The 23,683-nt window shown below is 42.2% G+C and carries 19 protein-coding genes and 1 riboswitch; of the genes, 7 read left to right on the top strand and 12 right to left on the bottom strand.

What is annotated here, in order from left to right; translation table 11 throughout:
* Positions 1-18 precede the first annotated feature (18 nt).
* Together AAEO50_RS01300 and AAEO50_RS01295 are read right to left on the bottom strand one after the other, a co-directional pair.
* Positions 19-1,605 (bottom strand): solute:sodium symporter family transporter, encoded by a 1,587-nt coding sequence (locus AAEO50_RS01300; RefSeq protein WP_341979582.1) that lies wholly within the window; start codon positions 1,603-1,605, stop codon positions 19-21.
* A 302-nt stretch (positions 1,606-1,907) separates the two neighbouring features.
* Positions 1,908-3,161, bottom strand: a complete 1,254-nt coding sequence (locus AAEO50_RS01295) for a hypothetical protein (RefSeq protein ID WP_341979580.1) — start codon at positions 3,159-3,161, stop codon at positions 1,908-1,910.
* A gap of 216 nt (positions 3,162-3,377) precedes the next feature.
* Here AAEO50_RS01295 and AAEO50_RS01290 point away from each other — a divergent pair, with 216 nt between their 5' ends.
* From AAEO50_RS01290 to AAEO50_RS01275, 4 genes are all read left to right on the top strand, one after another.
* Positions 3,378-4,166: an ABC transporter ATP-binding protein gene (locus tag AAEO50_RS01290; RefSeq protein ID WP_341979578.1), complete on the top strand. Its 789-nt coding sequence runs from the start codon at positions 3,378-3,380 to the stop codon at positions 4,164-4,166.
* Positions 4,150-4,905: an ABC transporter permease gene (locus AAEO50_RS01285; protein WP_341979575.1), complete on the top strand. Its 756-nt coding sequence runs from the start codon at positions 4,150-4,152 to the stop codon at positions 4,903-4,905. The genes AAEO50_RS01290 and AAEO50_RS01285 overlap by 17 nt, the downstream gene beginning before the upstream one ends.
* 290 nt (positions 4,906-5,195) lie before the next feature.
* Positions 5,196-6,197 (top strand): aliphatic sulfonate ABC transporter substrate-binding protein, encoded by a 1,002-nt coding sequence (locus AAEO50_RS01280; protein ID WP_341979573.1) that lies wholly within the window; start codon positions 5,196-5,198, stop codon positions 6,195-6,197.
* Between the two features lie 72 nt (positions 6,198-6,269).
* Positions 6,270-6,860: an SCO family protein gene (locus tag AAEO50_RS01275; RefSeq protein WP_341979571.1), complete on the top strand. Its 591-nt coding sequence runs from the start codon at positions 6,270-6,272 to the stop codon at positions 6,858-6,860.
* Between the two features lie 52 nt (positions 6,861-6,912).
* Here the strand turns inward: AAEO50_RS01275 and AAEO50_RS01270 are convergent, their stop codons facing one another.
* The 4 genes from AAEO50_RS01270 to AAEO50_RS01255 all read right to left on the bottom strand — a co-directional run bounded on the left by AAEO50_RS01270 (position 6,913) and on the right by AAEO50_RS01255 (position 9,461).
* Positions 6,913-7,320: a hypothetical protein gene (locus AAEO50_RS01270; protein WP_341979569.1), complete on the bottom strand. Its 408-nt coding sequence runs from the start codon at positions 7,318-7,320 to the stop codon at positions 6,913-6,915.
* A 191-nt stretch (positions 7,321-7,511) separates the two neighbouring features.
* Positions 7,512-8,600, bottom strand: coding sequence for a polymer-forming cytoskeletal protein (locus AAEO50_RS01265; RefSeq protein WP_341979566.1), 1,089 nt, complete (start codon positions 8,598-8,600; stop codon positions 7,512-7,514).
* Entirely contained in the window at positions 8,590-9,027 is a 438-nt protein-coding gene (locus AAEO50_RS01260; protein WP_341979564.1) for a type II secretion system protein, read from the bottom strand. Before AAEO50_RS01260 ends, AAEO50_RS01265 begins: the two co-directional genes overlap by 11 nt.
* Positions 9,024-9,461 (bottom strand): type IV pilus modification PilV family protein, encoded by a 438-nt coding sequence (locus tag AAEO50_RS01255; RefSeq protein ID WP_341979561.1) that lies wholly within the window; start codon positions 9,459-9,461, stop codon positions 9,024-9,026. Before AAEO50_RS01255 ends, AAEO50_RS01260 begins: the two co-directional genes overlap by 4 nt.
* Positions 9,462-9,736: 275 nt before the next feature.
* On the opposite strand from AAEO50_RS01255, the gene AAEO50_RS01250 reads away from it, so the two are divergent.
* Positions 9,737-11,062, top strand: coding sequence for a UDP-glucose/GDP-mannose dehydrogenase family protein (locus tag AAEO50_RS01250; RefSeq protein WP_341979559.1), 1,326 nt, complete (start codon positions 9,737-9,739; stop codon positions 11,060-11,062).
* Positions 11,063-11,136: 74 nt separating this feature from the next.
* Here the strand turns inward: AAEO50_RS01250 and AAEO50_RS01245 are convergent, their stop codons facing one another.
* Entirely contained in the window at positions 11,137-12,258 is a 1,122-nt protein-coding gene (locus tag AAEO50_RS01245; RefSeq protein ID WP_341979557.1) for a histidine kinase N-terminal domain-containing protein, read from the bottom strand.
* 415 nt (positions 12,259-12,673) lie between these two features.
* Between AAEO50_RS01245 and AAEO50_RS01240 the strand changes: the two genes are divergently transcribed.
* Positions 12,674-14,341, top strand: a complete 1,668-nt coding sequence (locus tag AAEO50_RS01240; protein ID WP_341979556.1) for a M4 family metallopeptidase — start codon at positions 12,674-12,676, stop codon at positions 14,339-14,341.
* A gap of 415 nt (positions 14,342-14,756) precedes the next feature.
* Here the strand turns inward: AAEO50_RS01240 and AAEO50_RS01235 are convergent, their stop codons facing one another.
* Positions 14,757-15,332, bottom strand: a complete 576-nt coding sequence (locus AAEO50_RS01235) for a competence protein ComK (protein WP_341979554.1) — start codon at positions 15,330-15,332, stop codon at positions 14,757-14,759.
* A 287-nt stretch (positions 15,333-15,619) separates the two neighbouring features.
* Positions 15,620-15,705: riboswitch (cyclic di-GMP riboswitch) on the bottom strand.
* 370 nt (positions 15,706-16,075) lie between these two features.
* On the bottom strand, positions 16,076-18,436 hold the full coding sequence (locus tag AAEO50_RS01230) for an immune inhibitor A domain-containing protein (RefSeq protein ID WP_341979863.1): 2,361 nt from the start codon (positions 18,434-18,436) through the stop codon (positions 16,076-16,078).
* A 404-nt stretch (positions 18,437-18,840) separates the two neighbouring features.
* Between AAEO50_RS01230 and AAEO50_RS01225 the strand changes: the two genes are divergently transcribed.
* Entirely contained in the window at positions 18,841-19,320 is a 480-nt protein-coding gene (locus tag AAEO50_RS01225; protein ID WP_341979552.1) for a sigma-70 family RNA polymerase sigma factor, read from the top strand.
* Between the two features lie 203 nt (positions 19,321-19,523).
* Here the strand turns inward: AAEO50_RS01225 and AAEO50_RS01220 are convergent, their stop codons facing one another.
* The 3 genes from AAEO50_RS01220 to AAEO50_RS01210 all read right to left on the bottom strand — a co-directional run bounded on the left by AAEO50_RS01220 (position 19,524) and on the right by AAEO50_RS01210 (position 23,474).
* The gene (locus tag AAEO50_RS01220; RefSeq protein ID WP_341979550.1) at positions 19,524-21,923 is read right to left on the bottom strand and encodes an EAL domain-containing protein; all 2,400 of its coding nucleotides are present in this window, start codon (positions 21,921-21,923) and stop codon (positions 19,524-19,526) included.
* Between the two features lie 52 nt (positions 21,924-21,975).
* The gene (locus AAEO50_RS01215; RefSeq protein WP_341979548.1) at positions 21,976-23,151 is read right to left on the bottom strand and encodes a beta-ketoacyl synthase N-terminal-like domain-containing protein; all 1,176 of its coding nucleotides are present in this window, start codon (positions 23,149-23,151) and stop codon (positions 21,976-21,978) included.
* A 164-nt stretch (positions 23,152-23,315) separates the two neighbouring features.
* Positions 23,316-23,474, bottom strand: a complete 159-nt coding sequence (locus AAEO50_RS01210; RefSeq protein WP_341979546.1) for a hypothetical protein — start codon at positions 23,472-23,474, stop codon at positions 23,316-23,318.
* Positions 23,475-23,683: the final 209 nt, after the last annotated feature.

The following is a 23,683-nucleotide window of genomic DNA, read 5'->3' as shown; positions in this document are numbered from 1 at the left end:
TGTTCGATTGTAAGCGTCCTATGCACCGATACCTGCCGGAGAGAAGATCATATAAATGATGATCATCGCAATGGTCACTGCAATCCCGATCGGGTACACAAGCTTCCACGGTTTCATATCGACTTTATGTGATTCTACAAGTACATAATCGGTATCCCTTGGCTTGAGCTTCCCGATGATCAGCATCAACCCTGAACATAGAACGAACAGGATCCCTAAAATGTGCAGGAAGTGCAGGCCTGTATCCCAGAACAGCTGCGTCACTGCGTAAATCGAAATGAATACAAAGAGGGAAACTTTAGCCGCAATCGCCGGCACTCTTTTCGTCAGATAACCGATGATGATGATCGTAAAGATCGGAACATTATAGAAACCGTTTACAATCTGGAGGTATTGGAAGAACCCTTGAGGCGCTTTTTCGATAAGCGGCGCCAATACCATCGCAAATACCGCTAAGAGCGTCCCGAAATACTTTCCTGTCTTGACAAGCTGTTTATCGGATGCCCCCGGTTTCATGTAAGGCTTGTAAATATTCAAGATAAATAGAGTCACAGAAGAGTTCAATGCCGAGTTGAACGATGACAGGATTGCCCCGAACAATACCGCTGCAAAGAATCCGACAAGCGGAGTCGGCAGGATCTCATTCACGAGTCTCGGATACGCATCCGTCGGCTCCAGGTTTTCACCGAACATATTGAATGCGATGATCCCAGGCAAAATCAAGAAGAACGGGCCAAGCAGCTTGAACGCCGCCGCAATCAGGACCCCTTTCTGTCCTTCCTTCAGGTTCTTCGCTGCAATCGCACGCTGCATGATATGCTGCGCCGTACCCCAATAAAACAGGTTTACCAGGAGCATCCCCGTGAACATCGTACTGAACGGAACCGGGTCCTCCGGTTTACCGATCGCATTCAGCTTCTCAGGCGTGTTCTCCATGATGATATCCACGCCGCTGAACAGCGAGCCGTTACCAAGAACGAATAATCCAATGACCGGAATCATCAATCCTCCGATCAGAAGCCCGATCCCATTGATGGTATCGGAGACCGCAACCGCTTTCAATCCACCGAAAATGGCATACAGCGAACCGATGACCCCGATCGTCCAAACCGTGATCCAAAGTGCTGTCGTACGATCCACCCCGAGCATTTCAGGGACATTGAAAATCCCGCTCAACGCTACCGCACCTGAATAAAGGATCGGCGGAAGCAGGTTGAATACATAACCGAACAAGAAAAGAATCGTGACGATCTGCTTCGTACCGAAATCAAAGCGCTCTTCCAGAAAGTCCGGTATCGTCGTGATGCCGCCTTTTAAATAGCGGGGCAGCAGGTAAAACGCCACAATGACCAGCGCAATCGCAGACCCGACTTCCCAGCCCATCACCGACATATTATCGGAATACCCTTGAGCATTCAGCCCGATCAGCTGCTCCGTCGATAAATTGGTGAGCATCAATGAGCCCCCGATGACCCAGCCCGTCAAGCTGCGGCCGGCAAGAAAATAACCATCCTTCGTGGTCAAATCCTCATCTTTCGTCTTCCAATACGAGATAAATGCTACAAGCAATGTAAATAATAAGAAGGATACAACTGTAAATATCATGATGAAACTCCTCTCTCTTCGAAACTCACATTTAGTGACCTAATAGAATGTTTTCTCAATTCATTTAGCAAACTTTAAAGCTAGTATAAATGAAAGCGCTGTTATAGTAAACATTTTAGTAAAATTTTTTTGATATTTTTACTGGAGGTTTTTACTAAAAGCAAAGAGGGAGCCGGCTGGCTCCCTCTTGTATGGGGTTATTAAAATTTGATGACAAGAATTTATTAAGGAATGAAAGCTTCACCTAATCATTACTTTCAAAGTAACACACAAGAACGTTTCTTTCTCCTCCGTTCGCTTTCTTACCACAAATCATAATGCAACTCTCCAGACTCCGTCCAAAGCCTGGAACCACCTTCATTAACGTTACCCTCACCTGTTTCAATAGGTTCTCCTGTATCAATAACCTTTCCTACAAGTGCAGCAGCATCGTCTCTGGAAGTGCCAGTATAATACGCATACAGATCTATGAACAATTCTTTGTATTCTACACTCGTTGAGAATCCATAGTTCAATCCCGCAAGAGCCTTCCTATTCTCATCAAAAATAGCAGCCACGTCAGATTCAGGAACGTAATAGTATCTTCCTCCATGCCTTCTGGCGATTTCATCAATATCATCATAACGCTCACCATAAGGCTCGCGGCTAAAAATCGTTTCAAAACCGCTTGAGGATGTCATGGTAAACGTCATTGGGAAGATTTCGTCAGTTTCTTCTTCAGCCTTATCTTCTACTTTTTTCTTTTCTTCTGCAAGACGTTTTTCCTCAGCACGTTTCTTTTCTTCCTGTGCTATTCTATTTGTTTCATATTCCTTTGAGGCCTTTTTGATTTCTTCTTGAAGCCCAGCATTCGTATTACTGTACGGTAAGTGAGCAACTTCCTCGGACAACTTTGAAACCTTTTGATCAAATTCTCCTTTAGGCAGAGACAGCTTTTCAGCAATAGACTTGAGTTCCGCGATTTTGTTTGAAGCATTTTGATATGATGTAACCTGATCTTCTAAACGAGTGATTTGCGGCTTATATCTACTTTGGAAAAACTCCTTGATGGAAGGGTCATCTATCTTGGCTGCAAGCTCTGTAAATTCTGCAAGTTCTTCTTTTAATGATGTAAACTTTTTTGACAAACCCGGATCGAGCGGATTATCTTTCACTTTTTTACCAGTATCATGAATCCTGCTTTGCAGCTGATTGGCGATTGGAACGATAACGTTGTACTCTTCAATTCCCTTCATTTTAGGAAGTAATTCTTGTTTCACGTTTTCTTTATGTGCTCCGTTCAAGTTTGAGAGTCGTTTCTCTGTATCATTCAATGATAACTGGGCTGACGCTACGGCCTTTTCATCTATAAGTGTCAGCAATCCGTCTTTCTTTGCATCCTTCATTTGAATTTCAATCGTTTCATATAAGGAAGACAAACTCCCCTGTGCTGACTCAAAGACTTCTTCCGCTTTTCCTTTCTCTGCTTGAGTTAGGACGTACATCGTCAGTAATGAAAAAAGAACCAAACCGACGAAGCCCAAAGCTATACCAATAAATTTACCTTTATTGAACATCCAGTTACCCCACTTTTTACCTTTTTTTATATTAGACGATTCCCGGCATGCTTTTATTTCATTTTTTTAAAATTTATTTCCTTTTTTTGCAATGACTCACTCTTTAGAAAAGAAGAAATTAAATGATCTGCAACCTTGACAATCCCTACCAATATACTATAATTAAATTCATTAATTCCGATTAAGTTAATATGATTAATAAGAAAAGGTGGTTATTTGTTCATACAAATCGAACATCTTAACAAACAATATAACGATAAAACCGGTACACCTGTGGATGTGCTGAAAGACATCAACCTTGAGATCGATAAAGGCGAGTTCGTTTCAATCCTCGGTCCATCAGGGTGCGGGAAGTCCACACTGCTTTCAATCGTTGCAGGCCTGACGAAATCAACTAGCGGCGTGATCACAGTAGGTGGAAATCCGATCAAGAAGCCCGGAAAAGACCGCGGCATGGTGTTCCAGCAGGCTGCCCTTTTTCCGTGGTTGAACGTCCGCGATAACGTGACTTTTCCTCTGAAAAGAGAAATGTCGAAGAACGAAGCGAGACAGCAGGCTGCAAAGTATCTGCATATGGTGCAGCTGGGAAACTATCAGGATCATTATCCCCATGAGCTTTCAGGAGGGATGCAGCAAAGGGTAGCGATTGCACGTGCACTGGCGATGGATCCTGAAGTCCTTCTGATGGATGAACCATTCGGTGCACTCGATGAGCAGACCCGTTCCCGCCTTCACGGTCAGCTCGAAACGATCTGGATGGAAACTAAGAAGACAGTTCTTTTTGTCACCCACAGCATCTCTGAATCCATTAAACTATCAGACCGGATCATCGTGATGGGCACACGCCCAGGGACGATTCTTACCGATATCAAAGTGGATATCCCCCGTCCTCGGGAGGCTCATAAGGAAGAAATGGTAAAGATCGAGGAGCACATCATGAGCTACCTGAAGATAGAAATCGACAAAGTCATAAGTGAGGAATTGGCCTATGAACACAGCTCTTAAACGCATCATCTTCTTTGCACTCATCATCGGATTCTGGGAAGCAGGTTCCCGGTTCGGACTGTGGACAGAGGTCGTGCTCCCTTCTCCCACTTCCGTCTTTCAGGCACTGGCATCCGGTATTTCCGACCAGACACTCATCATCGATTTGGTCGCAAGCTTCAAACGCCTGCTGATCGGATTGGGCATGGCATTACTCATCGGAACGAGCATCGGTGTCCTTTTGGCAAAATCTAAAACGGCTGATGACACGCTTGGATCGGTATTACTAGCCTTGCAAAGTGTACCAAGTATCGTGTGGCTGCCGCTCGCAATCATGTGGTTCGGCTTAAATGAAAAATCCGTTATCTTTGTTGTCATCCTTGGCGGAACGTTTGTCATGGCATTGAATATCCGGATGGGGATCAAGAACGTATCCCCGTTGTTTATAAAAGCAGCACAGACAATGGGATCAAGGGGATTGGATCTGTTTATCAGGGTCATCTTCCCGGCATCGATTCCTTATGTGGTGACAGGGTCCCGCCTCGCATGGGCATTCGCGTGGAGAGCACTGATGGCCGGGGAACTGCTGAGTACCGGTCCGGGACTCGGCTACACGCTCCGCTACGCATCGGACTTCGGTGACATGAGTCTCGTGATCGCAGTGATGATCATCATCGGTGTCGTCGGTGCGATCGTGGATCAGCTGATCTTCCAGCGTGTTGAGAAGTCGGTTATGAAGCGTTGGGGATTGGAGTCATAGATAGTGGATAAAACCTGGTCGTTTGGAAAATTGATGCTTTGACAAGGTTTTGATAAGGCTATGTTAAAGCTTAATGTTGTTATTAACGGTTCTAGCTGTTGATTGGAGTGCAAAACGTAGACTCCTGCGGGAAAAGCGAGACAGGTGAGACCCCGCAGGAGCGTAGCGACGAGGAGGCTCACCGGCCGCCCGCGGAAAGCGAAGTCTTGCACGGAAATCAACAGCGGTGTTTAACAGAGCATTTGATAAGAAATCTATTCACCCCCAAAAACCAATTAGGAGGCCACAAAATGAAAAAAACCTTTCTTTTCACAGCGTTCTTCTTCCTATTCACCGGTATTCTAGCCGGTTGCGGAACATCCGGCAAAACGTCCGGTTCATCTTCGGACAAAGAAAAAATCGTCATCGGCTACTTCCCGAACATCAACCACGTTCCTGCGATGGTCGCAAAAGAAAAAGGCTACTATGAAGAGCAGCTTGGAGATGGTACGAAGATCGAATACAAAACATTCCCGGACGGTTCATCCTTCATGACCGCCCTTAAAACAGGCGATATTGACGCCGGACTTGTTGGACCGGGACCTGCCATGAACAACTACATGACAGGTGCAGATGTGAAAATCATCGCAGGCGGTTCCACTGGCGGTACGGTTGTACTCGCAAGTGAACAAAGCGGCGTAAAATCCGTTAAGGACTTTGCAGGCAAGTCATTCATCACCCCTGCAGTCGGCTGTACGCATGACGTTCAAGTCGAGACATTTTTGCAAGAACACGGCATCGAATCATCACGAATCGGTGGAACAATGAAGCACGTAACAGGGAATCCTGCTCAATATGCGGCGATGCTGAAGTCTGGGAAAGTCGATATCGCAGTCGCCCCTGAACCTTGGGCAGCGGTCATCCAGCAGGAAACCGGCGCGAAGGTCATCATTGACCACGATGAAATCGCATTCGGTGAAACACTTCCGGCATCTGTCCTTGTCGCATCTGGAAAATCAGTAAAAGAAAACCCTGAGCGGATCCAAAGTATCGTTGACGCGCACAAGCAGGCAACAGAATTCATCGCTGAAAATCCTGAAGAAGCAAAAGAAATCACCATCAAGGATATCAAGGAAGTAACAAAACAGGAACTAAGCAAAGAAGTCGTCGACCAGGCTTGGGAACGCATCGGATTCACATACAAAGTTGACTCTGACGCAGTGCAGGCATTCGCCGACTCCTCCTACGAACTTAAATTCCTAAAAGAAAAACCAGAATTCACTGACCTGATCGACAAACAATTCATCGACTAATTCGAAGGCCCGTCCCTCGCTGCTTTAACGCAGCGAAGGACGGACCTTTGTTGTAAAAAGGGGAAGATTATTATGAGAGTGATGTATTGGCTGGTTATGGTGATGGCATTTTTCACTGTGTTGGCTGGATGCGGAAAGGAGAATGTGGAGGAGTCGTTTCCGATGAGTGTTGAAATTGGTGATCTCGAGGCTGTTGATCAAAATGGCGAGAGGATCATGTTATCCTCCTTGAATAAAGATAAAATCATGCTTGCGGATTTTATTTTCACAAATTGTGAAACGGTCTGTCTCCCGATGACGGCCAATATGGCGGAGCTTCAAAGAGAAATTGAGAAAGCAGGCTTGCAGGATGACGTCCAGCTGATATCGATCTCAATTGACCCTGAGCACGACACCCCTCAGACAATGACCGAATACAGCAAGCGGCACAGTGCAGATTACAGCAATTGGACCTTCCTCACCGGCTATACCCGTGAAGAAATCGAAACTTTTGCGAATGTCTCGTTCAAAACCCCTGCCGCTATAGTGGAAGGCTCAAATCAGTTTGTCCATGCCACTTCATTTTTCCTGGTGAGTGAATCGGGGACCCTCCTTAATAAATACGAAGGCGTGTCGGATCCGCCCTTTAAAGAAATCATCGAAGACATCGAAAGACTCCAATAAAAAATAAAGCTTGATTTCCGCCCCAATCGTGTGACGGAAATCAAGCTTTTTATTAATACGCTACCCACTCATGAAACCCGGCTTCACTCAACACCTTGTCTGCCCTGTTTCCGGCTCGGTTAAATGAAACCCGCAGCCCCTCATGCTTCAGGACATAAACCAAATCAATCAGTGCAGCTACACCATATTGATTGATGAATTCCAGCTGACTGATGTCGAATGAGATGTTTTCGTAATGTTTAAAGCGGGATCTATATTTAAGTAGGAAATCATCTAACTTTCCAATCGTTGTAGAACCAAGATGTCCGGCTAAAGCCACCTGCAGCGTTCCAGAATGCGAAGCTGCATTTATCTTCAAGCTATTTGTATAAAGATGAGTGTGACCCATATTGATAAGAGCATCTTTCCCGAACGACGGCTGATAGAAGAAACACATTTCATGTTTGACTGAAAGATTCATAGGAAGCACCTCAATCTTTTTAGTAGTTAAAATGAACCATATAGTATTATTTACCCAATCCAAATCCCACCTAAACATCAAATTCGGGATTTTTTTCCTAAAATCGTTGTAAGTATCATCTATCTAACAATCAAAATCTAATGGTTACACTATTTCCTAAGCAAAATCCCTTCAAAACTCAACCAAGAGCTTTATTTCTTTGAACCATATTGATACTCGAAATTATCCTTAAAGTCATCCCAATAAATAAAGGCCTTCTCTTGGACGGGCAGTCCTTCTGCACAATTTTCATAAAATGCTTCCTGATCCTCACCTTTTATAAACACTTTTCCAGAAATCGTTTTATGTCCTGACACTTCAAGTTCACCAGCGACACATACTTTAGATCCTTCACTAACCGTTAAGTGCTTCCCCACTTTTAAATTGCCGCCAACATAGACGGCAGAGGACCCTTCTATATCTAAATGCCCTTTAAAATCTGCGGTTCCGCCAACTTCTAATGTAAGATTCTTAACGTTGTTCATATTTTTCCCCAAGGTGAAATGACCATCCACATGAATTTCTGAATCTTCAAGGTTATTACCATTTCCAGTCAACGTCAGATCACTTAAAGAATAGATTTTATCTTTTTGGATTCTCTTATTATTGCCTGAGTACGTTTTAGTGGTTGTTAACAATACTTCATTACAGCTATTATACAAGTTCTCTGGGTTTTTACATCTGTCCTCTACCGAAGGCTGAGTGATCTTTTTTAAAAAATCGCCGTTTGAAGGGTCACTCCCCTCTCCTTCAGCCGTGATTCGAAGGGGAATGGTCGTTTCTGCACTCAGCATAAAATCCTCTTCAGCGCCCTCTTTCTCTTTTATTCCTCTACTTGTAAAGTTAATGACTATTTCCGGGTAGGCAGACCTTGTGATATCCGGCTTTATTTCAAAAGATGCATCAGTATCAACCGGGACGATTTCTCCTTTCAAAAATTCAGGCAGTTTATTGACCATCATCTTAAAAATATCTTTTTCGTCGTAATCGGTGGTTTCATCCTTCTCAATTTCAGACAGCACCCATTCCCTGCTTTTTTCAAGGGCATGGTTAATGGAGGTTTTATAATAAGGGACCCCCATTTCCGCCAAGGCAACTGCCTGATAATTTTTTTCCACTATACCATTCTGCTTTGCGCTATTATAGGAAGCACCGAGCAGACTTAAAGCAACTACCATGAATACAACAAGTATTAATAAAGACAGTACGAGTGCGTAACCTTTTTCTTCGTTAATTTTCATTGTTTGAGCTGCCTTTCAATTTATATAAAGTAGTGGTTAATTCGAACTTATTTTCAGGGTGTTCTTTATCATGGAGGGTAAGCACTAGATCACGGGAATTAGAAGAATCGATTTCTTCTGTTATACCGGAAATGCATAATTCGGAATGAGAAAACGTATCAAACGGCTGTGGTGAGCTTTCTGAATCATAAATTTCTATTGAACAGTCTGTATTTACTAGTCTATATGTAGAATGGGACTGGTGGATCCGGGTAAGTTCCATTGAAATCATATTCGCTTCTTGCTGCATGGCCGTTTGTGATACTGCCTTTTTCGAATAGCTTAAGCCTTGAAAGAAAACATTCCACAACACCAAACCAATCACGGATAGTAAGGCTAAACTTGCAAGGACTTCTATTAAAGTGAGGCCATTTTGATTCTTTATCACTCAATCGCCCCCTCAGCAGTAACGTACCCATACGTCTCTGTTATTGCCTTTCCGCTCTTCCTCATTTTTATTGAAACCTGACGAAGTTCATTCGCTTTAGCATTTTTGGCCAGTTCAACTTTAACCTCAAAACCCTCTACTTCTTTTTCAAAAAAATAATACGAAGCATCTTCCTGGTTATATCTTTCATATCCATAAGGGGCATCTGCAGCATTGGGTTCTTGTAAAAAAGCCGCGATTTCATCTTTTTCATCAATCGTCCATTGAGCAAGTATTTTCTTTGCTACATTTATTCCTTTCGTTTTAACGTCATTCTGTTGATTCATCATTCCTACCTGCGGAAATAAAGAGAGAAATGAGACGACAATTATAGATAAAATTGAAATGGCCGCAAGTACTTCTACCAACGTCAATCCTTTTTCGTTTTTATGCATTGCAATTCCCCTTGTAGGATAATCTTCCTGTTTCTTACATCCTATTATAGCACTTAGGGACCGGATTTTTCCTTTATTTAAGGTGATTCTTTTCTTTCGGTGCGTGCAGCCAGTGTTGTTGGGTTTACCTCAAAGATTTTTCTTTAAAAGTGTAAATTCTGCGTTAAACCTTATATACCCAGAGATATTCCTTATCCTTGTCTGATAAAATATAAATAGCTAATTATGATACATGTAAATATCAAACTTACGCAGAGTTAAAGGAGTGATGCTGCTTGAACATCACGATAATAGGAGCAGGATATGTCGGTCTCGTAACCGGAGTCTGCCTGGCAAGCGTGAATCATGATGTGATCGTATTAGACATTCACGAAAAGAAAGTAGACTTATTAAAACAAGGGATCTCCCCCATTTACGAACCTGGATTGGAACCGCTGCTAAAACAGCAGCTTCAAGATCATAAAATGACCTTTACAACCGATTATCACGAAGCATGCAACCAAGCGGAAATCATTATCCTGGCAGTCGGTACGCCTTCTAAACAGGATGGTTCCTCAGACCTCTCTTTTATAAAAAGCGCCGCTGAGGAAATCGGTGCCCAGCTGATGAAAAACGGTACGATTATCGTGACCAAGAGTACCGTTCCAGTAGGCACAAATAAAAAAATTAAAGGATGGATACAAAACAGACTGTCCGGTCCCTACCATTTCAGTCTGGCCTCCAATCCGGAATTTCTAAGGGAAGGTTCTGCTATCCACGACACGTTTGACGGAGACCGTATTGTCATTGGAGCCGACAGCCAAGCAGCGGCCGCCAAGCTGGAAGAAATGCATAGACCTTTCAACGTACCTGTCCTGCATACTTCCATTGAAAGTGCCGAAATGATTAAATATGCTTCAAACGCATTCCTGGCAACGAAGATCAGCTTCATCAACGAGATTGCGAATATCTGTGAAAAATTAGGAGGGAATATTGAAGATGTGGCGCACGGAATGGGCATGGATAGTAGAATAGGACCGCATTTTCTCCAGGCAGGCATAGGGTATGGCGGCTCTTGTTTTCCTAAAGATACGAATGCACTTGTCCAGCTGGCTGGAGACATAGATCATAAATTTGAATTATTGGAATCTGTGATTAAAGTAAATGCCAAACAGCAGGTAAGCCTTGTGAATAAAGCAAGGGAACACTTTGGCTCTTTATCCGGCAAGAAAGCCGGCGTCCTCGGCCTTTCTTTCAAACCGAATACAGATGACATCCGGGAAGCCGCTTCAATTGAAATCGTCAAGCAGTTGTTGGCAGAAGGAGTAGCTGTCACGGTTTATGATCCCGTGGCCATAGATAATGCCCGATCGGTATTAGGAGAGTCCGTAAGCTACGGAGAACACCTTTTTGACTCTATAGAGGACCAAGACATGTTGTTCATTGCAACAGAGTGGGAAGAATTTAAAGTCTTGAGACTTAAAACAATCGCTAAGCTGATGAAGAATCCCGCTGTCTTTGACGGAAGAAATTGTTTTTCTTTGGAAGAAGCAAAGGAAACGACAGTTGATTATTATTCCGTTGGCAGGCCGGCTGTTATAAAATCCTCCTCCTTGATTTAAGGCTACTTTAAAAAAGAGTCTGAACAGTGAATCGTTCAGATTCTTTTTTATGGAATGCTTTACGTTCAGATACTTCAGGGAGTAACTGCAGCGTTTATTGGAATTTGAATCGAAAATGTAGTCCTGTCCATGTTGGATTGACACATAATTTTCCCATCATGCTTCTCAATCAGCTTTTTACAGATAAATAGACCGATGCCAGTCCCAAGTTCTTTAGTCGTGTAAAAAGGTTCAAAGATGGCATTGATGGTTTCCTGTTGTATTTGAGGGCCATTGTTACATATGCTTATGGACATTTCCCCATCAATGATTGAAGAAGAGATCTCAATTTTCCGTTCTCCTTCCACCTGTTGAAGGGCATCGATGGAATTCATGACGAGATTCAAGAAAACCTGCCTCAGTTCATCCTGATTCCCGGTTATCTTAATTTCTTCATCTATATTGACTTCGGTGTTTACTTCCCCAGCAAGCAGGCTTGGGTATAGGAATTCGATTAACTCGCCAAAAAGTTTGGAAACCGGCACTTCTTCCCTCTTACTTGCAATGATTTCTTTTCTGGATACATGAAGAAATTGGGAGATTCGATAATTCAGCTGATCCAGTTCATGCTGCATGATATCCAGGTATGGAAGGTGCGGGTGGTCATGCTGAAGCAACTTCGTGAATCCGATAATGGAGGTTAATGGATTTCTGAACTCGTGAACAAAGCTTGAGCTCATTTGCCCGAGGATGGTCAGTCTCTCTTTATGGGTCTGATCGATATAGAGCTCTTTTTCGTGTAGCTGTTCTTCCCTGATATCGGTGTATTGCTTTACCGCCAAATAAGAGAAGCGGTCAAATAACGAGTTGATTTCCTCGAGGTACGGCTGCAGGGCATCCCACTCGATCCCTGATCTGCTCACCCATTTGATCACTTCGCTTTTCCCGATATTTACGTTATACACAAAGTCGCTGATATTGACTTTGGCTTCCACCCGCTCCTGGGCCGTCTTAAATGCAAGCGCCCTGATTTCCTCTTCACTCAACGGGTTTTCAATGGCGCGCTTCACCAATCGAAACATACGAAGTCCATTTTGCAGAATCTCTTCTTTGTATAAATCATCCTCAGAAATAACAATCTTCGCTCTCCAATTATGTAAAAACTCAGTTGAATGTTCCTCTAAAAACGCAATGAGTCTATCAGAAGTACTAGTCATTTGCCGGCAATCCCTTCATCCCAATTTTCAGGCGTTCTCGCTTTTCTATTATCATAACAGAAAAATCAGGAGCTGAGGCATTTTCTATAATTTTCAAGGCCCTTCCCAGACTCTGTTAAAGCTCCAATGGTTTCTTTACTCAGCTAAAGGCCCGTCCCTCGCTCTACTAAAGTACTAAAGTAATAGTAATCCCATAGTTTGGCAGGAATTCGACAAAGGATGGTTCGTTGGATTTATTTCGTGTAGCGAAATATATCGAATGGTGATTTTCGATGCCCTAAATTCCCTACTGATCCTTCTTGTAACAGTCTATTATCTCTAGTTATTTCCCTATCATAAGTTCGTTCCATATGTTCATGTATTTTACTAGATTGCTCCCTATACTTAATATCAAATGGTAAAGGGAGGAAAAAAATTGAAGAAAAGATTAATTGCACCAATCGCACTTTCTACCGCTCTTATGGCGGCTGCTGCCCTTCCCCAGGGTCAAGCACTCGCTGTCCAGCCTCAGGATCTCGCCGCCTCACAATCACAATCGGTCAAACAATGGAATGCTGAAGCGAATGTTCCTCTGTTCGTAAAAGAAAAGCATGCTCAAAAACGCCTTGTCGCCAACTCCAATGATGCACTCAATTATCTTCATGAAAACAAATCCAAGCTGAATATTAATAATCCGAAAGCAAGCTTAAAGGCCAATAAAATCGAAAAAGATGAGCTCGGCATGACACATGTCCGCTTTAACCAAACAAAAAATGGCATCCCGGTAGAGGGATCGGAAATTATCGTTCACTACAATAAAAACAATGAAATTACTACGGTAAATGGATCCTACATTCCAACGGTTGAAGAGGCAATTATCGACGCAGCCCCTGAACTATCAAGCAGTAAAGCAGTCGACAAAGCCAAATCAGCTGTAAAAGCACCTTCAGCATTAACTTATGAGCCAACCTCGGAGCTTGTAGTCTATCCTTTTGAAGGAGAAAATCATCTCACTTATAAAGTGAATGTCAATTTCCTTGGGGACGCACCCGGCAACTGGTTTGTATTCATAGACGCGAAAACAGGTGAAGTAGTTGACCAATACAACGCCATCATGCATGCAGATGAAATCAAAACCCAGACAGGCACCGGAACCGGGGTTTTAGGGGAGCACCGTCTTCTACATATCTCTCAAACAAAAGAGGAGAATGAAGGCACGATGTTCCAGATGGCCGACTACAGTCATGAAGGCCTGGACGGCATCATCACGTACGACTATTCGAATAACCGTTTAGAAATCTTCAAAGACAAGGACGCTGCCTTCCATTCTGAATTTGACCGTCCTGCGGTAGACGCACATTATAACTCAGAAAAGGTATACGAGTACTACCTTAACGAGCATGACCGAAACTCTCTCGATGATGAAGGCATGCCGATCCAATCGGTCGTCCATTACGGAAACAACTATAATAACGCATTCTGGAATGGCACCTACATGGTCTATGGTGACGGAGACGGTGAATTCATGGTCCCTCTTTCAGCCGGTCTTGATGTAGCCGCCCATGAAATGGCTCACGGGGTGACGTCAAACTCTGCCAACCTCCTTTACCGCTTCCAATCCGGGGCACTGAACGAAGCGTTCTCCGATATTTTCGGAGCACTGATCGATGATGAAAACTGGGAGCTTGGTGAGGATATCATGGCCCCTGCAGCAAAGGAAAGTGGAAGGGAATCCTTAAGAAGTTTGAGTGATCCAAGTAAATACCCTGTAAATGCTGCTTACGTCCCTTATGGAAACGGAGACGGGATGTACCCATCTCACATGGACGAGTTTTATGACCTCCCACGCGAATTGGATAACGGCGGCGTTCATATCAACTCTTCCATCATCAACCATGCCGCATACTTGACGGCTCAGGATATCGGCCGTGAGAAGCTGGGTAAAATCTATTACCGTGCGCTGACGACTTATCTTACCAGCCTGTCTGATTTCAGTGATGCTCGTCAGGCGATCATTCAATCGGCTGTTGATCTTTATGGTGAAGGAAGTGCAGAAGTTTCTGCGGCTGCAGGTGGATTTGATGCGGTCGGTATTTATGAATAATGGCCATAGCGTGAGTCTACTTATAAAATAGGAACTCCAAATGTATATAGAGAGGCCGGGACAAAAGTGTTTTAGCCTAAGTAAAACCCGAACTAATTTGCATCTTAGAATGCAAATTAGTTCGGTTTTTTTAGTTTCAGATGTACGTTTAGATTCTAGCTTGTTCCAGCGGTTGATTGGAGTGCAAGACGCAGACTCCTGCGGGAAAAGCGAGACAGGTGAGACCCCGCAGGAGCAGAGCGACGAGGAGGCTCACCGGCCGCCCGCGGAAAGCGAAGTCTTGCAAGGAAATCATTAGCGGTATAAAGAGGCTATATTTATATTATTCATATTTATATGGTGGTTTTTATTTTTTGCCCAGGTTTTTTTGCATTAAAAAAGAAGCCTTATCAATAAGCCTTCTTCCCTCCATCTATTAAACTTGTAAAAAGCTTTGATCTTGATTGGTTAGTTCAATCCCAGTATAAACTTTAAACTCAAAGATTTCGTCTTCTTCCCCATATTCAGCTTCAGCAGGCGATGAAACATGCAACTTCTTATTTTTAAAAGCAAAATGATTCATCGTGACAGCCGCTCTCTCCCGCTGCCTATTCAGAACCTTAACCGAACAGTTCACTTCTAATTTATAGCCATTTATAAATGTAATATAGGTTTTATTTTGTGTCTGAGAAATTTCAAGGATATGCAGGTGGAATAGCCAGATGCAATCATATTTGTCAGGGGACATGGTGGGAAAAGCATAGATATGTTGATCCTTATTAATGATCAGAGGTGTCTTTCTATGATAGGGCAATGCATGCCGAACAGCTTTAATCTTTCCTTCATATGATGCCCCGTCATCCAGGCAGGCCTCATTGATAATTTCTTTCGCCGGTTTCTTACTCCAAACCTTCTTACCCGATAGATCCACTATAATCGTTTGGTACGCATGATGGTAAGAAGGAAACAATGCCACCGTAGTCGATGTAATCAATCCTTTTTCTTTCCTCACTATAACACCTTCCTTTTCTAAAAATAGAGTAAGTTAAAGATTTCTGAAAACTAAGAAATTTGTAACTTTATACCCATTATAAACCAACATGAAAAATTTACCAGTATTATTTGTTGGAAAATCATAATTTTATGTCTATTTATTTCATTCTTCCACTACTTTTGTCGATGATTTTTTCCCCACTTACTTTACCCATTTAAAGCATCGAGGGACGGGCCTTTAAATTGGGCAAATAAAAAAACCTTCTTAATTAAGGTTTGTGTGTAGGTACCATAAAAAATGGCGTATTCGGCAACTGGCGAGCATTGTCTCAAAGACAGAAGCCCCTATAGTTTTGCGTCCCCATTTTTCAATGAGTTTGCCCTTTCGTACGATATGTTATTTTCCAGTTATACTAATAATCTATCCGAAAATACGTTTCCTCGGCCGTTGAAGAACCTTTATATAGAAATTATTTCTTTCACATTTGTAGAATTTGATCCCCAAGACTTTCAACGGGGTCCACACTTCTTTCATGTAGTAGATCGGCACTGCTCCATCCCCCTTCATTTATATCTCACTACCTATATTTTACATTTAATTATCAGAATTATCTATCATTTAAAGGACAAAAATATCGACAATAAAACCAATAATCTCTCTTTTTTTTCATCTAAAAAAATTAATAGTAAAGTTTTCAATTCAGAGGGATATTCAATTCAAAAAAAGACCAGCTCAAGTGAGCCAGCCTCCAATAAAATACTTTACTTATAGATTAATACTTTACCTACAGTACCGTCTGCACTTTCACCAGTCACACGGAATTTCAACCCGTAGTTTGGTACGTTACGTCCTGCGTCTTTAAGACCCGGGTTACTGTAGTCAGCGCTGTCGTCGAATAGCGGGTTTCGGGCAGTGTGATTGTCTATCAACGTAATACCTAATAAATCAGTGTAATCAAGGAACATTTTTTCTGATTTATTTAGGCTGAACGCTGCATCGTGGACTTGGTATCTGGAAGAAGCCACTGATTCATCACTCCAGTAGTTGGCATGTTGATCAGCATCCACCACCCCAAGGAAACCATCGCCAGGATGCAGACCTGTCCAGTTTTCGCTGTATTTATTATCTACATACCATACAACCAGACCTTCATCGAATTCCATCAGACTTGCTCCACGGCGGATGTTGGCCAACCCTTCATCGACGCCATTGTGGCTTCGCCATTCAAGTAGGTAGTAATGTTCAGAACGCTTGATTCCATCGTTCTTGGTAAAACCATCTAACTCAAATTTCGATTCTCCTTCTTCAACATCATCAAACAGAACTTCCTCACCGTTTACTACAATTTGAAGATCATCGGCATATAAGCCTGGATTTGAAACAGCAGCATCCGTTACATATTCAATTGCCACTTCTACTTCTTGACCAGCATAAGCTGACAGGTCGAAGGAAGCATCAATCCATCCATTAGATGAACCGGTGATACCATTTCCTAGGTTTGCGTCATACGGATCAGTGTCTGTCGTAATATCACTTGCTACCGGTTCCCCATTAACTGTTACATACGCGTAATCCCAATCTGTTTCAATGTCATACCATGTTTTGAAATTGAATTGAGCAGACTCAGCATTTGTTAAATCGACATTGGTGGTTAAATAGGTGTGTAAATCATCAGCACTTCCTGAGAAGTATTCACTCTCACCGCTTGCTGGTCTATTGATTACTGTCTCTTTTTGCGGAAGATTTACTTTTACCACATCATTGTTAATGCCTTTTGTGCTTGCTTCGTCAATTAGAAACTCTAAATTACCACCCTCTAAATCTATTAAATCTTCCTCATCTTCTAAACTAATCTCGGCGCCACTCAGCCAATTCCCTTGGGTACCTTTATTATCTACTACAGCAGAAGCCTGAAGCATTTCCTTTGCATAAGGGCTGAAACCTGTAGGCTGTGTACCAGGGATACTCCCTGCCCAACTACCGCTAGACATGATAGACCAATAGCTTACCGCTTCCCCTGCACCTGTGTATTGAGTGTCATATTCATCAGGCAGGCCTAAGTCATGACCGAATTCGTGAGCCATAACACCAACTGCCCCATCTTCCGGTTCAATCGTGTAATCGTATGCTGCCATCGGACCACCCCAATAACCGACAGTAGCTTCTGTCCCCGCAACAGGATAAACTCCACCCAAGTTCCAGCGGTGAGACCAAATGGCATCTGAACCTAAGGATCCACCGCCTGCTTCTTCGCCGACACCGGAGTGGATAATCATTAAGTGATCCACCAAACCGTCTGCTTCTAAGTAATTGCCGTCACCATCAAGGTCATAACGATCCCACTGGTCATAGTCTGCAAGATTTACACTAGGGTCTTCCGCTGCTGCCTCTAATGCTTCTTTAACTAATCCTCGGGCGTTTACATCATTACCATCCGGATCAGGGTAATTCCCACCATATGCTGCAGCAGGTTGACTAGCTGTATACCATCCGGCTACTTCCCCTTCAACAGAGTAACTTCCACCTGATTGCTGTTCATAATACTGCTTCATGGATACATAATTTTCACCATCCGGTCCAGTCCATCCGCCAGTACCAAATAACATATCCTGGTAATGCTCACGCGAATAAGCATCATTGCCTTCATAATACATGTCAGTTTCTTCAGGTGTCATTTTATTATGAAGCCTATCCGGATAATCGACTAGAAGAACAAGGACTTTATCCGTTCTCATTTCTCCGTCATAAGCTTCTTTTTTAACTGAATCAGGCGAATTCTTCTTCGCTTGTCCCAGCTTATTTCCTTTTCCTGATTTCAAACCGTTGTTTTGCATTTCCCCTTGAAGCTTGGCCTTATTAGCAGCTGCTTCATCTTCGAGTTCCCCTGCCTCTTTTTTAGCACCTTCAGCTTTCTTATTCAAAAACTTTGCCAGTGCTTTTTCTGCCTCTGCAGGACTTGCATTCTTAGCAATCTTCCCTTCCTTCTTCAGCATCTCAATCAGACGCTCATCATTAGCAATCCCCAAGTCAAATGGAGATCCCTGGTGACTGTGACCGGCATGACCCTTACCTGTCACCTCACTAAGTACATTCTTCACATCAACCGTTTGTGCAGTTGACATAGCCGGACCCACTGCTAATGTACTAAGTCCCAGCAGCGTTGCTAGTGCTGCCGATGCAGCTCTCTTCTTTTTCCCCAAACTAAATACCCCCTATTGATCATTCAGAACATAGATATAAGTTCCTATTATTCAGAATTCTCTGATTAATAGAATTACTCCTCTTCTCGGAAAGTTTTGTAAACTAAATGTAATATTTAAATAGATTAGTAATATTTAAAATACTTTTATTTTATCCTGAGCTGTCTTTTCCCCCTCTAGAAACTCTCAGTTTCCCATAGAGAAACAAGTACAATCCTCTAAACAAAACAGATATTTACTCTTTTGCGTGTTGTCCATTTCCCATCTAAGGTTGAACCTACCTAGGAATTCATAGAGAGGCGCGCCGATCAGAAGGAAAACTGGTAGTGGATTCATTTGATATGGTTCATAAGCAATATGACGCCATGATTCACAAAATTATACATTCCCTAAATATTTATAAAGACAAAGATGCATTCTATCAAACTGGGTTAATTGCTTTATGGGAAGCATATGATAAATTCAATCCTGAAATAGGTGCCTTCCCTGCTTACGCATACTCTTACATTAAAGGTAGAATCATGACCGAATTAACCCGTAATCATCTTACTGAAGATCGAAATGTATATCAAAAAGAAGAATTCTGGGAACTGATCAAGGATGAACAGCCCGTTGAAACTCTGCCTAGAGAACGCATTCTTTCATACTGTTCAGAACTCACCGTCAATCAAACAAAATGGGTACTATATACTTGTTTAGATGTGCTGAGCGTAAGAGAAATTGCAAAAGTAGAAAAGGTATCGATTTCAGCTGTTAAAAAGTGGAGGAAAGGCGCAATTGAAAAGTTAAAGTTACTGGAACTTTGAAGGTTGTTGTTAATTGAACGGAACGCATGGACAGGTTCATCATCCCATATCTGTATGTTTATAAAAGAACATGAAAATTATGGAGTCTTCCTTCTATTGAACCTTCTAGAAAAAAAGAAAAATAACCTTCTACATCATCTTAAAAGCTTCCTAAAAAGGGAATAAGCATGAAGAAACGTGTCTTCATGCTTACTTTTTTATTTCTATTCAGCTCTTTCCATAAGGAATTTTCGCTCAAACTCCTTACCGCATAACGGTCTGCTAATTGCATACCCCTGTATGGTGTCACATTGGCTTTGTTCCAGAAAACGAATTTCCTCTTCGTCCTCCACACCTTCTGCTGTCACATGTATGCCAAGGTGCTTTGCCATAGAAATGATACTGTTCACAATAGCTTTATTATCCTCATGAAAAGTAATGCCGCTGACAAAGCTTCGATCAATTTTCAACGTATCAAGCGGGTATTTCTTGAGATAACTTAAAGAGGAGTAGCCAGTCCCAAAATCATCCATTGAAACGCTGACTCCGATTGCCTTTATTTCCTTCAATTTATCGATCATCAAAGTCGGATCATACATGGCAATACTTTCTGTTATTTCTAGATCAATATAAGCTGGGGAAAGTCCAGAATCTTTAATGATGGCAGCTGCTTTACGGACGAAATTTTTATCGAGGAGCTGCCTGATTGAAATATTGATCCCGACTTTCAGAGGAGGATACTTCGTTTTCTGCCAGCGTATATTCTGCTCGCAGGCTGTCCTGAGGACCCATTCCCCTATTCTGATAATCATACCTGTTTCTTCTGCAATTGGAATAAACTCAGTAGGTGAAACAGGACCCAGGTTCTTATTGTTCCAGCGGATAAGCGCTTCCATTCCGCATATCTTCTTTGTATGTATATCCATTAATGGCTGGTAATGAAGTTCGAATTCACCAAGTTCCAAAGCCGTACGCAGTTCTTTTTCAATCATCATTTTCCGATAGATATCACGGTTCATTTCTTTCGTAAATAGTTGAAACCCATTTTTTTCTCTTTCCTTTACATAGTACATGGCTGTGTCAGCATTTTTCATTAATGTCTTTGCGTCACACCCATCTTCAGGATAAGTACTGATGCCTATGCTTGGCGAAATGAAAAATTCCTGCTCTCCGAGAATGAATTCTCTATCAAATTGTTCAAGTAGACTCTTCGCAATATCAGTTACTTCTTTAGGATAACGATAGGGAAACAGCAAGGTGAACTCATCCCCTCCAAGTCTGTATACATTAGCGTTTTCAAGTTTCATTTCATCAATGAACTGTTTAAGACGTTTAGACACTTCAATTAATAATAAATCTCCGACATCATGCCCGAGGGTGTCATTGATATATTTGAACCGGTCTAAATCAATAAGCATCAAAGCGGCTTTTGTGTCAGCCGGCTTTAAGATGTTCGTTAAGTTTTCGTTTAACAACCTCCTGTTGGGAAGCCCGGTCAGGACGTCGTGATTCGCTTGATGGTTAAGCTCTTTTTCATGCTGTTTATGCTCAGTGATATCGGTTGAGACACCCAGGAGAATAGTGGAATCTTTCGTTTTAATGGGAATCTTTGTACTTTGCAGCCATTTCTCTTTTCCAAAACGATTAATAAAGATTTCTTCAGGTACAGTAATCTCTTTCTGTTCAGCAAGTACCGATTGATCAACCTGATAAATCTCAAAGGCTCTTTCCTTATTCACATGAACATCGAAATCAGTTTTTCCTATTATTTCTTTCTTGTCCATCCCATATAGTGTGGCGAAGGATTCGTTCACCAGAGAATAACGGCCATGTTGATCTTTTGCATAAATATAATTGGGGTTAAGGTCGATCACCTTACTTAAAAAATCCCTGTTCTGGTCAAGTTGATTGTTGACATCGTTGACCCTCTGCAGATGCATCTTATTTGATAGAATCAGAATGGAAATGGCGAATAACAGAACTGACACAGCACTTGGAAGCAGCATGGCATCAGGAAGCATGTTCAGTATCCCGATGGCATACCCTACGGCGGTCGAGATGATAAAATAGAATAAAAATGATCGCAAAGCGGAATGACTGATCCGGGTACAGATCCTTATACATACGACAATACTGATGATAAATAATAGCACATTCGCTTGAAACACCCAGGAAAGACTCCCGTAAACAGGAAAATGAAAAGCAGGGGCATTGGCCGGTTCTATCAATCTATAAGAATGAATCCCTTTATGGCTCCAGCCTATTAAATACACGGCAAAACTACAGATATAATAGAATATGACCACCTTTTTATTCATCAGATAATTCCATTTACTGTTTCGGAAGTTCGCATGCTCTTCCTGGTAAATGATAAAAGCCACAAAGAATAGAGTAGGAGATACCATAATGGAACCTATCCTGAATAACCTAAACAGAAAATCGATGGCTTCCCGGGATAAATTATGATGAGCAAACAACACTGATACATCCACTTGCCATAACGATGCCAATAATAAAAACAAAAATAATATTTTTGATAACTTATTTCCCTTGAACATTTTAACAATTGAAATGCCGATAACCAGAGGGATAAGAGCAACTAATAGTAAAAACAGAAAAAACATAAGATGATCCCCCCCTAATTCGTATAAATCTAACGTTCCATTTTTATCGGTTTCAGGGCTTCCCTATAACAATACAAGCATTATTCCCGCTGTTACCATGAGTGGTGATGCTCACGGATTCAATTGGCTGATACCGGGTTTTATAAACAATGGGTAAATCCTCGTATCCGTTCCCTGAGGTTTTGATGGTCGGAGGTATGAATCCATATTCAATCGAAATGAGTGCTGAGATGATTTGCACCGCCCCCATGGCTGCAAACGAGTGGCCGGTCATTCCTTTAATTGAAGTAATAGGCACACTATTCGTGAAGAGTTCTCTATGAATATACCCTTCAATCCGGTCATTTGTCTGCAGGCCTAAAGACTGACTGTTCACATAAGAAGGGACTTTGTCCCTAATAACCTCCTTGTATAAAGAAAGCATCTCCTGTCCTGATTCATCCGTTTTCAAGATAGGGGTTCCTTCATTTCTTGATAACACGCTGTCTACGCTTCCATAGATTTTCTTACCCTGCTTTAAAGCATCCTTTTCACGTTCGAGAATAAGGACCCCTGCCCCTTCCGAAAGAACGAATCCTTGGTGATCGGTAGAAAAAGGAACCCCTGTCTGTTCGATTGAGACATTTGAAGTTATGGCCCTTGTTTTGATGAATCCGTTTATACTCCACTGTCCAAGGGGTGCGTCTGTCCCGCCTATGATGCAGGCATTCACCTGGCCGGACTCCAATAATAATTTTGCCAATACAACTGCATCCAGACTGGCTGTACACCCGGTGGTAAGGGTGAAAGCAGGTCCTCTAAGTCCTATATGTGCCGACACTGCGGATGAAAGGGTATGGGTATCGACAATGGATACGCCGTGAATCGGATATTTCTTCAAGTCGAGAGCCACAGATGCATACTGCTCGATTTCAAGAATCGCTCCCGCCGAAGTCCCCATGATGACTGCCACCTTATAAGGGTCACATGATAGTTGAGCCATTGATACTGCGTCATCGGCTGCAGCCAGTGCCAGCCTGGTCGAACGGGGATAACGTTTATAATTTTTTTCATTAATAATCGTAAACTCGTCTTCTATAATTCCTGCAATCACACTCGAATGCGTATCATTGTTACTTTTGAGTACAGATTGGGTACAGATCCCATTCTTCAGTACACTGTGAAAATCATGCTTAGTTAATGCGCCTGGAGCTTTTATCCCATAGCCGGTAATGACAATTCTGTCCAATAGAATCCATCCTTAAGATAGTAGGTTATACCGATTATTTCTTCCGTTACCATTTATTATAGGGAAATCATTAGACATAATCTATGATATTTCGACAAAAAAACACGACCATAAACATCTGTACATTAGAAAATAAAAAAAGGCCCGTAATGAGCCTTTCCATACTAATAGTTATTCAGTTTCATTTCATGATACATGATTTTTTGTTGAATTTTCTTTTTGAGCCGGCAGTCCAGACAACTATCCAATAATGCCTGATGGTAGTGCATTCTTATAGAGTGCCACCAAAATTCACATTGCGATATTAATATTTTCAGCTTCATAATGATCCTCCTCAAATTTCAAAAATCACAGGAGTCCGTTATCGGAAACTTTTAATCATAGTCACCTAACGTTAGCTCCTAAAGTTTTCCGTCATCATTTTTATCATCACTCCACTATCCTGGGATATGGTAATTTATTCAATTTACCCCATCCCTTCTCACTATTACCTGCTTAGTAGCCTTGGATCTTGAATCCTTTCTATAAAACT

Origin of the sequence: Rossellomorea oryzaecorticis (assembly GCF_038405515.1) — a bacterium.
Lineage (GTDB): Bacteria > Bacillota > Bacilli > Bacillales > Bacillaceae_B > Rossellomorea > Rossellomorea oryzaecorticis_A.
The sequence above is the reverse complement of the archived record's forward strand: the minus strand, read 5'-3'. Positions and strand labels throughout refer to the sequence as shown.

Bases quoted from the DNA above. Each gene is read 5' to 3' on its own strand.
- AAEO50_RS01300 (WP_341979582.1), bottom strand. From the start codon at position 1,605: ATGATATTTACAGTTGTATCCTTCTTATTATTTACATTGCTTGTAGCA.
- AAEO50_RS01295 (WP_341979580.1), bottom strand. From the start codon at position 3,161: ATGTTCAATAAAGGTAAATTTATTGGTATAGCTTTGGGCTTCGTCGGT.
- AAEO50_RS01285 (WP_341979575.1), top strand. From the start codon at position 4,150: ATGAACACAGCTCTTAAACGCATCATCTTCTTTGCACTCATCATCGGA.
- AAEO50_RS01280 (WP_341979573.1), top strand. From the start codon at position 5,196: ATGAAAAAAACCTTTCTTTTCACAGCGTTCTTCTTCCTATTCACCGGT.
- AAEO50_RS01275 (WP_341979571.1), top strand. From the start codon at position 6,270: ATGAGAGTGATGTATTGGCTGGTTATGGTGATGGCATTTTTCACTGTG.
- AAEO50_RS01270 (WP_341979569.1), bottom strand. From the start codon at position 7,320: ATGAATCTTTCAGTCAAACATGAAATGTGTTTCTTCTATCAGCCGTCG.
- AAEO50_RS01265 (WP_341979566.1), bottom strand. From the start codon at position 8,600: ATGAAAATTAACGAAGAAAAAGGTTACGCACTCGTACTGTCTTTATTA.
- AAEO50_RS01255 (WP_341979561.1), bottom strand. From the start codon at position 9,461: ATGCATAAAAACGAAAAAGGATTGACGTTGGTAGAAGTACTTGCGGCC.
- AAEO50_RS01245 (WP_341979557.1), bottom strand. From the start codon at position 12,258: ATGACTAGTACTTCTGATAGACTCATTGCGTTTTTAGAGGAACATTCA.
- AAEO50_RS01230 (WP_341979863.1), bottom strand. From the start codon at position 18,436: ATGTCAACTGCACAAACGGTTGATGTGAAGAATGTACTTAGTGAGGTG.
- AAEO50_RS01220 (WP_341979550.1), bottom strand. From the start codon at position 21,923: ATGTTTTTTCTGTTTTTACTATTAGTTGCTCTTATCCCTCTGGTTATC.
- AAEO50_RS01210 (WP_341979546.1), bottom strand. From the start codon at position 23,474: ATGAAGCTGAAAATATTAATATCGCAATGTGAATTTTGGTGGCACTCT.